Consider the following 14,631-nt stretch of genomic DNA (forward strand, 5'->3'; position numbering starts at 1 on the left):
TCCACGTCACTGCAAAACGAATTCCGTAAAGTACAGCCGATCCACTTCTCCCTTGCTGAGGATCCCGTTCGCCTCCTCGCGCAGCGCTTTTTTCAGGTTGTCACGCCGTTCGGGGTCGGACAGCTCCTCGACCGTCCGCTCCGACAGCAGCCGGAGCACGGCGTCTTTAATGATGACCTTCTTTTTCTCCATCTCCTTCTTCACCTTGGGCGCTTCCATCTCGAAAACGACGCTAATGGCCAGGTACCGGTTGCCGCGGGAGCCCGCGGGATTGACCACGAGTCCCTCCAGCTTTGAGAGGGCGCCGACCTTTTTGGATTCCGCGTCCCCGCCGGAGTCGCCCCCCACGAAGGGGAGCATCCCTGCGATCTGGTCGGCGTAGGGAACCGTCCCGGGGTTTTGGGCAATCTGTCCCACGTAGGGGATCGCCTGGATGGTCTCCCCGACGCGGTCGTACTGCGCGTACGTCACCCCTACCCCGGCCACGCCCGCCACGCCAAGCGCCAGGGCCAGAAGCAGGAGGAAGTGCCGCTTGATGAGCGGCTCCTCGTCCTCCGTCAGGGCCCCGTCGCCGTCGACTCCGGCGTCGGACGGGTCGATGTCGTCTTGTTGCTGTTCCATGACCGCCAGTTGAACATAATTTCTACACGACGATTCTTGGCCCGCCCTTCGTCCGTCTGGTTCGAGGCACGCGGGTCCGTGGAGGCGTGCCCCACCGCCTGGAACCGCGAGGAGTCGTATTCGGGAGCCCGTTCCTGCAGAAAACGTACCGCCGATGCCGCCCGGGCGGTCGACAGCTCCCAGTTCGACGGGAATTTCCGCGTCCCGATCGGGCGGTCGTCGGTGTGCCCCGACACCACCACCGACCCCACGTCGCGGCTAAGCAGGTTCGCCAGCTCCCGCAGCACCGTCCGGGACGGCTTGAGGAGGCGCGCCCGTCCGGTGCGAAACATCAACGAATCGGCAATGACGACGTGAATGCCCTCCTTCTTCAGGTCCGCCTGGATCTTCTCGCCGAGCCCGCGCTCCTCAAGCCTCTTGAGGAACTGCTCGTACTGCTCGGCCCGCTTTCGCGCCCGAGACTGGCTGGAGCCCGACGAGTAGTCGGCGGGGACCACGGACTTGCTCCCGGAAAACATGCCGGGCTGCCGCTGAAAGTTGCTGATGGCGTCCCGGAACTTCTTCATCCGGATCTCCGACATCGAGATCAGGAGGACGAAGAAGGTGACGAGGAGCGTCATGATGTCGCCGTACGTCGTCATCCAGAACGGCGCCGTCGGCATGTCGTCGCCGTCGTCCTCGTCGGTATTGGGACCCACCTCGTCACTGCTCATAAGGGCGTAGAACAATCAATGGGACTATGCCGCGGCCGCGGCGGGCTGGGCATCGGTGGCGTCTTCGGTCGATTCCGCCCCCGCGTCTTCCGCTTCCCCTTCCACCTCGTCCTCCGCGAGAAAGCCGAGGCGCTGCTCGATCATGCGCGGGCTGTCCCCACGGGCGATGGCGAGGATGCCCTCCCGGGTGATGTAGTGCGCCTTTCCCCGGAGCTCGTTCTGCTTTCGCGCCCGGTCGCCCAGCGGCAGGAACGCCAGGTTGGCCAGCAGGGCCCCGTAGAAGGTGGTGACCAGGGCCGTCGCCATGCCCGAGCCAATCTTGCTCGGGTCGTCGAGGTTGTTCAGCATCTGAATGAGCCCGATGAGGGTGCCGATCATGCCGAACGCCGGGGCGTACGTGCCCGCCTGCGTGAAGAAGTCCGCCACGAGCTGGCGCTTGCCCTTCATCTCCGCGATCCGTTGGTCGAGCATGCCTGCAATCTCGTCCTCCCCCATCCCGTCGACGGCCATTTCGAGGCCGAACTCCAGGAGCTCGTCGTCAACGTCGTCGATGTGCCGGTCGAGGGCAAGCACCCCTTCCCGCCGCGCGGTGCGGGCCATGTTTGTAATCTGGTCGAGGCGGCGCTGGAGCGACGGCGGCTCGAACGCGAAGAGGTCCTGCGTCATCTCGATGACGCGCTTCAGGTCGTCGAAGGAGTAGTTAACCACGACGGCCGCCGCCGTGCCCCCCACCACCATCAGCAGCGAGGCCGGGTCGAAGAACTTCCCCCATGTGTTGCCCAGCAGGATGGCCCCGGTGATGAGGACAAATCCACTGATCAGGCCGATCGAGGTTGATTTCCGCATAGTACCTCCATTCAGAATGACACCGCAACGACACGACGAGCCGGAAAAAACCCAGGGCCCCTCTACGGAAAATCGTGCCGCCCACACGATTGCCGTTCCACCCCACCTCCCCCGAGCGCAGGGCCCCTAGTCGGGCGCCCCGTCCCCCAGGGACGACGAGGCCGCCGGCAGGCCCTCGGTTGGGGCTCGGGGCTGCGTCGACGAATCATCCGGCGCGTCGTTCGCGGCCGGCCCCGCTTCCCGAGGGTCCCCGACTGCCTGTTCCCCCCCGAGCGTGAAGTGGCCGACGAGCCGGCCGAGGCGATCGGTCCGCGCCTCCATGTCCGCCACGGTGTCTGCAATCTGTTGGATGCCCGTGACCGCCTCCCTGGACACCTCCGAGATTCCCTGCACGCTCTGTGTAATCTGCTCGCTGGTGGCCGACTGCTCCTCGGTGGCCGACGCAATTTCACTGACGGTGTCGGCCGCCTCCTGCGTCCCGTCGACGATCTTGTCGAGGGCCTCCCCGGCCTCGTCGGCGAGGGCCATGCCGTCCTGCACCTGCTCCTCTCCCTGCTGCATGGCCGACACCGCCTCGTCCGCCTTGTCGCGGATCTCGGCGACCATCTCGGCGATGTCGTCCGTCGCCTCGGCGGTGCGCTCCGCCAGCTCGCGGACCTCCTCGGCCACGACCGCGAAGCCGTGCCCCTCCTCGCCGGTTCGGGCCGCCTCGATGGCCGCGTTGAGGGCCAGCAGGTTCGTCTGGTCGGCAATGTCGTTGATGATGGACACGGCCTCCTCAATCTCTTCGCTCGACGCGCCCAGTTCCTTGACCGTCCGGGCCGAGTCCTGGACCGTATCGGCAATCTCGTGCATTTTCTCCACGGCCTCCCCGACCACCTCCGCGCCGGTCTCGGCCTGCTGCCCATTCTGCTGGGCCGCCTCGGCCGCCCGGGTGGCGCTGTCCGCGTTCGAGGAGATGGTCCGGCTCATCTCCTCCACCGCGGTGGCCACCTCGTCGGCCTGGGCGTGCTGCCGGTCGGCGCCGTCGGCCAGCTGGTCCGCCACCGCCCCGACCTGCCGTGTGGCCGTGGCCGTCTCCTCCACGGCGGCGTCGACCTCTGCGAGCGTCTCGCGCATCTGCTCGACGGTCCGGTTGAACCCGTCGCCGAGCCGGTCCACGAGGGCCTCCGTTTCGCTGAGGTCCTCGTTGAGGGTGTCCTCCACGCGGCCCGGCTCAAACTCAACCGTTAGGTCCCCGTCCGACAGGCGATTCATCGCCCCGAGCATGCGCTCCACCTCCCCCTCCAGGTAGTCCCGCACGACGCGCGACTGCTCGGCCAGCCGGTCGGCCTGCTCGCGCTTCTCCTCCGCCTCGGTCTTGGCCGCCTTGACGTCTTGGAGCAGGGCGTCCAGTCGGTCGTTTTTCTGGGCCGCCTCGGCCTCCTGCTCCGCCCGCCGGCGGTACATCCGCACGGCCTGCACGCACCCCACGGCCAGGAAGGAGACGGCAAACACGACCCAGGCGACGTGCTCGACGGTGCGCCACGGGCTGGCCGTGAGCACGCCGTAGATCGACTCCGGCCAGATGATGCCCCGAACGACGTGGTCCACCCCCGTCACCGCCGCGCCGGTCAGGAGCACCCGCCAGTCGTGGTACAGCGAGAGGAAGGCCAGCGACGCAAAGATGTGAAAGTGCGTCTCGATGCGTCCGCCCGACAGGTGAATGAGCAGCCCCGACATCATCAGCTGGGCCCCGGCAATGAGGTGGCGGGTAAGGGTCGTTCCCGGCCGCACCCACGCCAGGAGGGCCGGCGGGGCGCTGATGAGCCCCCCCAGCAGGACCGCCGCGTAGACATGCACGTGCATCGTGCTCTCGGTCCCGGCCCACGTGTTCGGGGAGATGAGGACGGCGGCCACGATCGCCGCGGCCCACTGCACCGTCATCAACACCGCGAACCGAAAATCGACGTCGCGGTAGTTTTCCGTTACGTAGTCGACGAAGCGGCGGTGGATCTCGTCCGGCGCGACCGTGTCGGCCGACGCCTCGACGTCGCCGGGCGGCGAACCAGCCGCTTCCGAAGGGGCTGTCGTGGAGGAAGGCATGGCAGATTGAACGCTGAGCGTGCATGAGACGGTGGCGGAACGACACCTCACCGGAGGCACATCCCTCCGATGCATCCGGTCGTTCCGTCTTCGTGCATCGAGCAGCCGAAGACGAATGTCTCCGTGTCCGCCGGGCGGGCACCGGTGAGAAGGGCCCGGAGGGCGGCGCGCCCCGCGTTGTCGCCTTCGTGCCCCCGCCCCGCCGTGATGCCGCCCTGAAACTGGAGCGCGCCCTCGGGCCCGTAGAGCAGCACCTGGCCCGATGTCTTCACCCCGAACCGGTCGGTCTCGCGTCCGCCCGGGTCTCGGCGGGGACGCACGCCGGTCACCGACTCGGCCCGGCGCCAGAGGGACGTCGTGACCCAGCCCGGCTCGACCGGCTCCGGCCGCAAGAAGACGGCATGGGCGCGCACGGTGTCCCGCACGTGGCGCATGAGACGCGCCAGCTCCTCCATCGTCGCGTCGGTGCACGGACAGTGCGGGTGGACGAACACGAGCAGCGTCGCCCCCTGATCGGCCGGTTCGATGCGGCTCTCGGCCGGCCAGTCGGCGGGGGGCTGGGCGGGCGTTCCGGGTGCGTTCTGGTAGCTCGTCAGCAGCACGAACCCGCTCCCAACCGCCGCCGCCCAGAGGATCACGGCAATCCACCCCACCGGGCGGGTCGTCCAGATGTCGAAGGCGGGGCGCTGCATGACGCGGGGCGGGCAAAAGAAATCCGGCGCACCCATGATTATCGGCGCGCCGGAGCGGACCTTAAGTGTCCGGTGGTTCCGTCCTCCCTCTTTTCGAGGGCGTCAAAATTGAATGCCCCAGGGACTTGAATGCCCCCGGGGACGGGGCGTGTGCCCCGCGGCTAAGCGGCCCCAACTGCTGCCCCGTTGGAGCCGGACGCCGACACGTTCGGGGCGGGCTCCAGCGCCGCCTCGTCCTGGCGGGGGGAGGCGCTTCCCCCTGCCCCGGAGACGTCGAACTGTTCGATGAGGTCGCTCAGGTCGTCGGCCTGCCGGGACATGTCGTCGGCCATCTCCGCCAGCTGGTTCGTCGAGTTCGACACGCTGTCGGCAACGCCGGAGATCGACTCGACGCTCTCGGCAATCTGGGTCGTCGTGGCCGACTGCTCCTGGGTGGCCGCCGCGATCTCGTCGATCGTCGCCGCCATGTCGTCGATGGAGGCGGTAATCTCGTCGAGGGCATCGGAGGCCTCCTCCGTAAGGGCGAGCCCGCTCTCGACCTCGTCGGTGCCCTTCTCCATCGCGGCCACGACCTCGTCGATTTGCTCCTGAATCTGCACGACCACGTCCGAAATCTCCTGGGTTGCGGAGGTGGTCCGCTCGGCCAGCTCCCGGACCTCGTCGGCCACCACGGCGAAGCCTTTTCCTTCCTCGCCGGCGCGCTGGGCCTCGATGGCGGCGTTGAGGGCGAGGAGGTTCGTCTGATCGGCGATGTCCTCAATGACCTGCACGATGTCGCCGATCTCGGCGCTCGCCTCGCCGAGGGCCGACACCTTGTCGGAGGAGGAGTTGACCACCTCGACGATGCGCTCCATCGCCTGGGTGGTGCGGTTGAACACCTTCTCGCCCCGCTCCGCGAGCTCCGACGCCTCTCGGGCCTTCTCGTTGGTGCGCTCGGCGTGCTCGGAGGACGACGCCACGGTCGACGACATCTCCTCGACGGCCGCCGCCACCTCCGTCGTCTGTTCCGCCTGCTCTTCGGTCCCGGCCGACATTTCCGCGGCCGTCGAGGCCGTCGTCTCCGCGGCCGCCGAGAGCTGGCTGCTGGTGGTCTCGACCTCCTGAATGAGGTTGGCAAGCTGGTCGATCATCGCGTTGACCTGCTTCATGAGCTGGCCCACCGCATCGTCCTTCTGTACGGTCAGCCGCTGGGTCAGGTCGCCCTGCTCCACCGCCGACAGCACGTCGGAGATGCGATTGAACTGCTCGCGCAGGTACTCCTGCTCCTCCTCCGCCTCGTGCTGAAGGGTCTCGGCCTTCTCCAGGGCCTCTTCGGCCTGCGCCGACTTCTCTTCCAGGGCCTCGGTTTTCTCCCGGCTCGCCGTCACCATCGCGTTGAAGGCATCCGCAAGCTGCCCAATCTCGTCCCCCTGGTCCGCATCGACGTGCACGTCCAGGCGGCCGTCCCGCACCTCCTCCGCCGCCTCGCGGAGCGCGTTGACCGGTCGGGACACGGTGCGCCGCAGGATCACCACGATGAACACGCCCAACAGCCCAATGCCGAGGACAATCCCCCCCGCGATCAGGTAGCTTGTCTGCTTCGTCTCCTGCAGGACCGTGGACGGCATGACCGTGAGCACCGACCCAATGGCCTCCCCGTCGCTCATGACGCTCGACGTGGCGGCCAGCACGGACGTGCCGTCGGTTGTCTCGACCCACCGGGCGCCCGCCTCGTTGTCCATCTTGCGGGCCGAGGACGGAAGCGTCTCGTCGAGTCCGTACGAGGCAATGCGGGTCCCATTGGGGCCGTAGAACCCGCCCGCAAGGGCCGAGCTGCCCTCGACGGCCCGCTTGAGGGTCTCCTTCAGGCCCGCCTTGTCGGCCATTTTGATCTTCACGATGGACTGCTGCCCCACCGTCTCCGCCATCAACTGCCCACGCCGTTCAACCTCAAGCTCTGTCTGGTTCAGGGAGTAGAACACGAACGAGAGAAAGAGAACGATAAAGCCCACGGCCCCGATCGTCAGGAGCAAGGCAAATCGGGTGCTGAGGTTCAGATCTGTAAATCGTAGCGACATGAGTTTGGGAATCAAGGATGGTACGGGTAACTGACGTCCGAAGAGGGGACGCGCCTACGCCCTCCACCATGCCCAGACCGGCGCCGTCCCGCCCGAGGGCCTTCTGTTAGTTGGCCGACGCAATCAACTCAGTGTTCGACTGGTATTTCTCGGGGACCTTGAGCGCCGTGGCCTTTGCCGCCTGCTCGTTGAGTAGGATCTGGATCGCTCCGCCGCTCTTCGCAATGGCCACCGGCGCGCCGGCATCGACCCAGTCGCGGCTCGGCGCCACCAGGGGAATGCCCTTCTTGATGGTGTTCTTGATCAGGTACTTTCGAGGCGCCGAGGCATTGACGATCCCGTCGTTTTCAATCACCCAGATGGCCTGGACGTCGTGCTTGCGGGTCAACACCCGAAACTGCTCCGCGACACCGCTTTTGTCCTCGACGTATCCCACGTACAGCTTGCCTTGGATGGCGGCGACGGCCCGGTTGGCCCGCTCGATCATCTTCTCCTGGTTGGCGGCGCCCTTTTTCCAGATGAGGCCGACGCGCTCAACGTCCGGGCGCATCTTGTTCAGAAAAAACATCTGCTGCACCAGCCCGGCACTCTGGCTGGCCGTCGTGGGCGGAGGGCCGTCGGCGGGGTTTATGTCCGCCGTGGACGACGGTCCGGCGGGGGCCGGTGCAGTGCCCATGGCCACGAAGGCAACGAGGAGAGAAAGAAATCCGAGAGAACGCATGCGCATGGTGCAAGGGGCTTGCGTGAAGAGAATCGAGCATCGGGAAGAAACGCACTCCATCTACAGGTATCGGCGGCGACCGAGAAACCTTAAACGAGAACGTCACCCTTTTCCCCTTGCCTTCACTGTTCCTTCGAGACTGTCCTCGACGAATCGGCGCCTCGGAGGGGCTCTTCTTCGGAGCACCGATCAGCACCCGCATCCCGGCGGGATTTTTGGGCGCCGTCGGGGCTTCTCCCGCGGCCGGGCGTGGGCGTGCCCCCGTGTGCCTCGGCGTGCCCGTCGCGCTCGACGCGGAACGGCCGGACGCTCTCGCGCAGCGTCTCGGTCAGCGCGCTGAGGTCGGCGGCCGACCCGGCCACCTGCGTCACCGAGGCGGACGACGCCTGGGCGGCCGTAGAAATCGACTGGACGCTCTGGGCGATCTCGTCGGTGGTGGTCGACTGCTGCTCGGAGGCCGCCGCGATGTCGTCCGTTCGCTCTTCGACCCGGGCAATCGAGTCGACAATCTCGTCGAGAACCGTCCCGGCCTCGTCGGCCAGCTCCAGCCCCTCCTCCACGCGGCGGGTGCCGGCCCGTACCGATTCGACGGCCTCGTCGGTCTCGGACTGGACCTGCCCGATCATCTCGGCGATCTCGTCGGTGGCCCGGTCGGTCCGTTCCGCCAGCGTGCGCACCTCCTCGGCCACCACCGCGAAGCCCTGTCCCTCCTCGCCGGCCCGGGCGGCCTCGATGCCGGCATTCAACGCGAGCAGGTTGGTCCGGTCGGCGATCTCGTTGATCGTCTCCACAATTTCGCCGATTTCTTCGCTGGACGCCCCGAGGCGCTCAATGGTCTCGGCCGAGTGGGCCACCACGTCGGCAATCTCGTCGATCTTGCGTGCCATGTCGTCCACCACTTCGCCCCCCCACCGGGCCTGCTCCCCGCCGGCCGCCGCGGCGTCGGCGGTACGCTGGACGGTCGTACGGTTTTCGTCAATGGTGCGGCCGAGCTCGTCCACCGCCGTGGCCACCGCCTCGGACCGGGCGGATTGCTCTTCGGCGCTGGCGGCCATCTGCTCGCTGGAGGCCTCGATTTGACCGGCCGATGCGGCCGCCGCCCCCGCCGCCTCGCGCACCCTCACGACCATCCGGCGCAGATTTTCGACGGCCCGGTTGAACCGTTCGTGGAGGCGCCCCATCTCGTCGTCACGGCCGGCGTCGAGGCGCACCGTGAGGTCCCCGTTGGCGAACCGATCCATCGCCGCCCCCATCGTCGCGATGTCGTCCTGCAGGTTGGCCCGCTGCCGCTCTAGGCGGTTCCGGGCCGCCTCGGCCTCCTGCCGGGCCTGCCGCGCCGCCTCCTCTTGCGCCGCGGCGTCGTCTCGCGCCCGCCGGTTCTGGTCGACCATCTCGTTGAATGCGGCCGTGAGCTCGCCCACTTCGTCCTGCCCCTCGACGGGAACGGCGGCGTCCAGGGTGCCCGCCGTCGCCTTCCTCGCGGCATCCCGGAGCGCCAGGAGGGGCCGCGTGAGGGAGCGGACGACCACGAACGCGATGCCCGCCACCAGCACCAGAAGCGCACCGCCCCACAGCGCGATCCGCCCCGTCAGGGCGTCGACGGCGGCAAGTGCCTCGTCGCGATCGATCTTCGACACGACGGCCCAGTTGACCCCCTCTAGATCGACCGGCCCGTAGGCGCTCAGGACGGCTTCCCCTCGGTAGTCGGCTTCCGTCGTCCGGCCCGTGCTGCCCGCCAGGGCCCGATCGACCGCCTCCATCCGGACCTCCTGCTGGAGAATCGTGGTGTTGAGGGCATCGATCCGGTCGATCGTGGCGTCGTCATGGCCCTGACTGCGGAGGGTCTGCAGGTACGCATCCTGATCCTCCAGAAGGAAGCGGGCGTCGGTCCGCATTCGGCGATCTGCCCCGACCAGGACGGTTTCTCCGGTCTCCCCGAGCCCTTCGGCGGCCCAGTCCTGCCCGCCCGTCAGCGTCTCGTTGATCTCCCCGACGGACACCTGAAAGACGAGCACCCCAATCACCTCGCCCGCGTCCATGATCGGCGACGCGACGAACGAGGCCGGCGTCCCATGCGAGGGGCCGTACGCCGCGAAGTCGACCATCCGGTGTGCGTCGCCGGTCTCCGCCCCTCGGGCCGCCCGGAACGCCTCGGCAAGATTGCTGTCCCGGTACGGGCCGTCGAGCAGGCTCGTCCCAAAGTCGACCTCCTTCTGCACGGAATACACGACGTGCCCGTTGTCCGGCTCCACCAGGAAGAGATCGGCGTGGTTGAAGGCGTGGAGGAGCCGGCGGAAGGCATCGTGGTACCTGGCGTGCGGCACGTGGTACACCTCCCAGCCCTCCCCCGGTCGGTCCAGCCGGTCTTTCTCGCCGACCGGGTGGGGATTGGAGGCGATGTACTTGTTCTGCAGGTACTGGATGTGCCCCTCCTCCGGCACGTAGGAGGCGGCGGCCCCATCCGTCCCGGTGCCCTCCTCGAGCCGGGGACCAAATTCGTCCTCGTAGTATGTCCGCACGGCCGCCGTCCCCCCTCCAATCGGGGCGGCGTTGCGGGCGTCCAGCACCCGAAAGGCCGACCGAAATTTCTGCATTGCCCGCACCGTCTGGTCGTCTTTCGACGTCGTGACGACCTGTCTTCGGAGGTCCTCGACGTACGCCTCAACGGCGTTGGCCTTGTTCGCCTGCACGCCCGCCAGCCGCCCGAGGGCTTCGGATTCGAGGCGTTGCCGCGCACTGGAGTACCCGATCCATCCCATGATGCCCACCGAGAGGCCCCCGATGCCGAGGAGTGTGAGGAGGAGCTTCGCCCGGATGCTTAGGTCTCGAAGTCGAGGCATGACGGAGAAGACGTGCTGGCGGAACCAGTGAGGGGCGGTCGTGCGGGCATGGATGGTTTTTGATTGTCGGCCCGGCCCCATGCAATCAGCCCCCCTTCCCGAGACGCCCTACTCGGAACGCCCTTCCGCTCGGGACGACCGTCTCGGGTCGGGAGGACCCACCCGCCCATTCCGGCGGCCGGGGGCCGCGGGGCAACGGGACCTCTACGGGGTCCGGGCGTCCTGGCGTCGGAAGAAGAGGTAGAAGGCGTTCACGCGGCGGATGAGCCCCACCGTTTCCTCGTAGGGGGGCGTGCCGCGGTACTGGCGCACCCGGTCCGGGCCCGCGTTCCACGCCCCGACGGTCCGGGCCAGGTGGTCCCCGAACTCCGCGTTGTAGCGGTCGAGCAGGTAGCAGCCGATGAGGATGTTGAGGGCCGGGTCCTTCAGGTCGTCGGCCGACAGGCGGCGGAGCCGGCGTCGGTCGACGAACCGGAACTCGTAGCCGGTGTCGTAGAGCGCACGGGCGGCCCGGCGCCCCGTCTCGGGCCGGATCTGCAGGAGCCCGATGGCCCCGGCCGACGACACGGCGCGGGGGCGAGCGGCCGACTCGGCCGCGATCAGGGCCCGCACGAAATTGGTGCTCAGGTTGACCCCGCTCCGGGTGTACGCCAGCCCGGAGAAGTACCGGACGTACGAGTCGTAGTCCCGGAGGCGACGCCGGGTCGAACGGGCCGGGGCCTTGGGGCGCGTGTTCTGGGCCACGTGCCGCACATGCGCGTCGCCGTGGGGCCCCTTCTGCCCCCACGCGGGCGGAACGACCGGAACGGCCCCCAGGGCGGCAAGGAGGAACAGCGCCCCGCCTGCGAGGAACGCGCGGGGCAGGAGCCGAGAGGTGTTGGGTGCCATAGCGGGGCAGCGTCATTGGGCCACGACCGTCGGCCCTTGAACCGCGCAAACTGCATGCCTTCGTTCTGCCGAGCCCCTCCGCCACTACGGGCGGGCCGGGGCCCCCGCGGCCTTCTGCATCGCATCGGGCAGGTCATCGAGCGGAAACGTCGCGTCCGCGAGTCCCGCCTCCGCAACGGCACGCGGCATCCCGTAGACCACGGAGGTATCCTCGTCCTGGACGTAAACGGTCCCCCCATCGTCTTGGATGCGCCGGGCCCCCTCCAACCCATCCTTCCCCATGCCCGTCATGACGAGGGTCAGCACGTCTTCCCGGCACGCTTCGACGGCGGACCGAAAGAGGACGTTCACCGATGGCCGATGGGAGTCGCCCGCCGGCTCCGCCGGCGTGCAGGTCGTGAGGGCGCCCTCGCGTCGCTCCACCGTAAGGTGGCGATCCCCCGCCGCGACGACGACCCGTCCCGGCTCGAGCAGCATCCCGTCTTCGGCCTCGGCCACCGCAAGTTCGCTGAGGGAATCGAGGCGATCGGCCAGCGAGCGCGTGAACTGGGCCGGCATGTGCTGCACAATCGCGATCGGCAGCGGAAACGCGGCGGGCAGGGCCGGGATGACGTGCTGGAGGGCCATCGGCCCACCCGTGGACACGCCGATGACGGCCAACTCGTAGGAGCCCTTCGTCGCAGTGTCGGTGCCGGACGACGTGGGGGAAGAGGAGGACGATGCCTCCCGGGAGCCCGTCGACGACACCGTCTCGGCGGGGGAAGGCCCGTCCTCCCGGAACAGCCGCGCGTTCGAATCTGCGAGGGCTCGTACCTTGCCGAGCAGTTTTTCCTCGACGTCGTTGGCCCGGAGGGTGGCGCTGGACGCCCCCTTCGACAGAAAGTCGGCCGCGCCCGCCCGCATCGCCTCCATCGTCACCTCGGCCCCCTTCTCCGTGAGGGAGCTCAGCATGAGGATGGGACGGGGGGACGCCTCCATGATGTGGCGGACGGCCTCGATGCCATTCATCTTCGGCATCTCGACGTCCATCGTCACCACGTCGGGCTCCAGTCGACGCGCCTTTTCGACCCCGGCCTCGCCGTTTGTGGCCGTGTCCACGACGGTCGTATCGTCGGCCTGCTCGAAGATCCGCGAGATGGCCTTCCGCATCACCAACGAATCATCAACGACGAGCACTCGGATCATAGCGATTGAAAGAGACCAGAATGGGGGCGATCGGTGGAACGGGGGGCTACTTCGAGGACGCGGCCGGCACCCCGTCCGCGTCGGCGGCCTCGGCGCCTTCCTCCTCGGCGGCAAATTCTTCGTGCTGGATCATCTCCCCAATGTCGAGCACCATGATGACCTGGCCGTCGCCCAGGATGGTGGACCCGGCAATGCCCGGCACCGACTTGAGGTAGTCGCCCAGTGACTTAATGACGACCTCCTCTTGGGAAATGAGCTCGTCGACGACCAGCGCGGCGCGGCGGTGGGCCACGTTCACCACGACGGCGTACGCGTCCTGCTCCTCGGTGAAGCGGTCGGCCCGCTGCCCACCGGCGCCGGGGGACTGGACGTCCAACACCTCCCCGAGGCGCATCACCGGAATCACCTGGTCCCGGTGTTCGATGACCTCCCCCTCCTGGATCGTTTCGATCATGCCCGGCTCCAGGCGCACCGCCTCCGAGACGGCGTAGAGCGGGATCGCGAAGGTTTCCGCTCCGCTCCGCACCAGCATGCTCTGGAGGATCGCAAGCGTGAGGGGGAGCTTCAGCGTAAACCGCGTGCCCTCTCCGGGGGTCGAGTCGATGTCGATGGTTCCGTTGAGCTCGGCCAGATTGGTCTTCACCACGTCCATGCCGACCCCGCGTCCGGACACCTGCCCCACCTCCTCGGTGGTCGAGAACCCCGGGCGGAAAATGAGCTGGTACGCCTCCGAGTCGCTCAGGTCCGTCGCCTCGTCCTCGGTCAGCACGTCCTTCTCGATGGCCTTCCGCCTCAGGGCGTCCGGATCGAGGCCGGCGCCGTCGTCGGCAATTTCGATGATGATGTGGTTGCCGGCGTGGGACGCCGACAGGTGAATTTCGCCGCGCGGGTCCTTGCCCTTTTCCTTCCGCTCCTCGGGGGGCTCGATGCCGTGGTCCGCCGCGTTGCGCACGAGGTGCAGCAGGGGATCTCCAATCTCCTCGACCAGCGACTTGTCCAGCTCCGTGTCCTCCCCCTCCACCGTCAGGTCGATCTGCTTGTCGAACTCGCGGGCCAGGTCGCGCACCACGCGTGGGAACTTGCCGAAGACCTGTCCGACCTCCACCATGCGCGTCTGCATGATGGCACTCTGCAGCTCCGTGGTCGTGTAGTCGACCTTGTCGCTCGCCTCCTCCAGCTCCCCCAGCAGGGAGTCGAGACGGAGGCGCTCGTCCGTGTCGGCACGCGCGTCGTGCTCGGTGCGGGCCTCGGTGATGAGCTGGAGGAGCCGGTTGCGCCCCAGCACCAGTTCGCCCACCAGGTCCATCAGCTGATTCAGTCGGCTCACCTCCACGCGGATGGTGTCCGGCGCTTTTCGCCCCGAGTCGCCGTCCCCCCCGTCGCCGTCGGTGCTCGACGTGTCGTCCGACGGCTCGCCCGCGTCGGGCGAGGCGGCCCCCTCTGTGTCGCCCGTCCCGTCCGCGTCCGTCGGCTCGTCGGCGCCCCCGGCGGCGTCGCCCCCAACCTCCTCGGGCGCCCCCCCGTCCGGATCCGGCAGCGAGACCGCTCCGGCCTCGAACGTGCCCTCGTTGATCGCCTCAAGGGCATCGAGCAGGGGCTCCATTTCGAGGGGCTCCAGGTCGCGGTCGATGACCTGCTGGGTGAGCACCTTCATGTGGTCGAAGGCACACAGCATCACGTCGGTCATGGCCGGCTCGAAGTCCACCTCCTGCTCCCGCATCGCGTCGAGCACCTCCTCGAACCGGTGCGCGAGCGTGCTGAGCTGTTCGAGGTCGAGGAAGCCCGCCGTGCCTTTCACCGTGTGCACGTCCCGGAAGACGCTGTCGACGAGCTCTTCGTCCTCGGGCGTTTTTTCGAGCTGGAGGAGATCCCCCTCAAGGCCGTCGTAGATCTCCGTGGCCTCCACCACGAAGCTCTCGACGATCTCCTGCATGCCGTCGTCGTGAATAGGGTGCTGTTCGCTCATGGGACCGGAAGCAACTT

The 14,631-nt window shown here is 67.9% G+C and carries 11 protein-coding genes; all 11 read right to left on the reverse strand.

Annotated elements, in window-relative coordinates:
- Nucleotides 1-6: 6 nt before the first annotated feature.
- Entirely contained in the window at nucleotides 7-621 is a 615-nt protein-coding gene (locus SRU_RS13580) for a flagellar basal body-associated FliL family protein (RefSeq protein WP_011405304.1), read from the reverse strand.
- Nucleotides 558-1,334 (reverse strand): OmpA/MotB family protein, encoded by a 777-nt coding sequence (locus tag SRU_RS13585; RefSeq protein ID WP_112904838.1) that lies wholly within the window; start codon nucleotides 1,332-1,334, stop codon nucleotides 558-560. The genes SRU_RS13580 and SRU_RS13585 overlap by 64 nt, the downstream gene beginning before the upstream one ends.
- Nucleotides 1,335-1,358: 24 nt before the next feature.
- Nucleotides 1,359-2,180, reverse strand: coding sequence for a motility protein A (locus SRU_RS13590; RefSeq protein ID WP_011405306.1), 822 nt, complete (start codon nucleotides 2,178-2,180; stop codon nucleotides 1,359-1,361).
- A gap of 126 nt (nucleotides 2,181-2,306) precedes the next feature.
- Complete coding sequence (locus SRU_RS13595; RefSeq protein ID WP_237701759.1) at nucleotides 2,307-4,265, reverse strand: methyl-accepting chemotaxis protein; 1,959 nt, start codon at nucleotides 4,263-4,265, stop codon at nucleotides 2,307-2,309.
- Between the two features lie 47 nt (nucleotides 4,266-4,312).
- A complete protein-coding gene (locus tag SRU_RS13600) occupies nucleotides 4,313-4,957 on the reverse strand; it encodes a hypothetical protein (RefSeq protein WP_231847193.1) in 645 nt (214 codons plus the stop codon).
- Between the two features lie 161 nt (nucleotides 4,958-5,118).
- Nucleotides 5,119-7,014 (reverse strand): methyl-accepting chemotaxis protein, encoded by a 1,896-nt coding sequence (locus SRU_RS13605; protein ID WP_013062767.1) that lies wholly within the window; start codon nucleotides 7,012-7,014, stop codon nucleotides 5,119-5,121.
- A gap of 106 nt (nucleotides 7,015-7,120) precedes the next feature.
- On the reverse strand, nucleotides 7,121-7,741 hold the full coding sequence (locus SRU_RS13610; RefSeq protein ID WP_231847194.1) for an ABC transporter substrate binding protein: 621 nt from the start codon (nucleotides 7,739-7,741) through the stop codon (nucleotides 7,121-7,123).
- 116 nt (nucleotides 7,742-7,857) lie between these two features.
- A complete protein-coding gene (locus SRU_RS13615) occupies nucleotides 7,858-10,575 on the reverse strand; it encodes a methyl-accepting chemotaxis protein (protein ID WP_193345374.1) in 2,718 nt (905 codons plus the stop codon).
- 204 nt (nucleotides 10,576-10,779) lie between these two features.
- Complete coding sequence (locus tag SRU_RS13620) at nucleotides 10,780-11,463, reverse strand: lytic transglycosylase domain-containing protein (RefSeq protein WP_011405312.1); 684 nt, start codon at nucleotides 11,461-11,463, stop codon at nucleotides 10,780-10,782.
- 84 nt (nucleotides 11,464-11,547) lie between these two features.
- Nucleotides 11,548-12,648 carry a protein-glutamate methylesterase/protein-glutamine glutaminase gene (locus tag SRU_RS13625; RefSeq protein ID WP_119841931.1) on the reverse strand — a complete coding sequence of 367 codons (1,101 nt, stop codon included), beginning with the start codon at nucleotides 12,646-12,648 and terminating at the stop codon, nucleotides 11,548-11,550.
- Between the two features lie 46 nt (nucleotides 12,649-12,694).
- Entirely contained in the window at nucleotides 12,695-14,614 is a 1,920-nt protein-coding gene (locus tag SRU_RS13630; protein WP_164923676.1) for a chemotaxis protein CheA, read from the reverse strand.
- Nucleotides 14,615-14,631 lie beyond the last annotated feature (17 nt).

The sequence above is a fragment of the Salinibacter ruber DSM 13855 genome, from assembly GCF_000013045.1.
In the GTDB taxonomy this organism is placed as follows: Bacteria; Bacteroidota; Rhodothermia; order Rhodothermales; family Salinibacteraceae; genus Salinibacter; species Salinibacter ruber.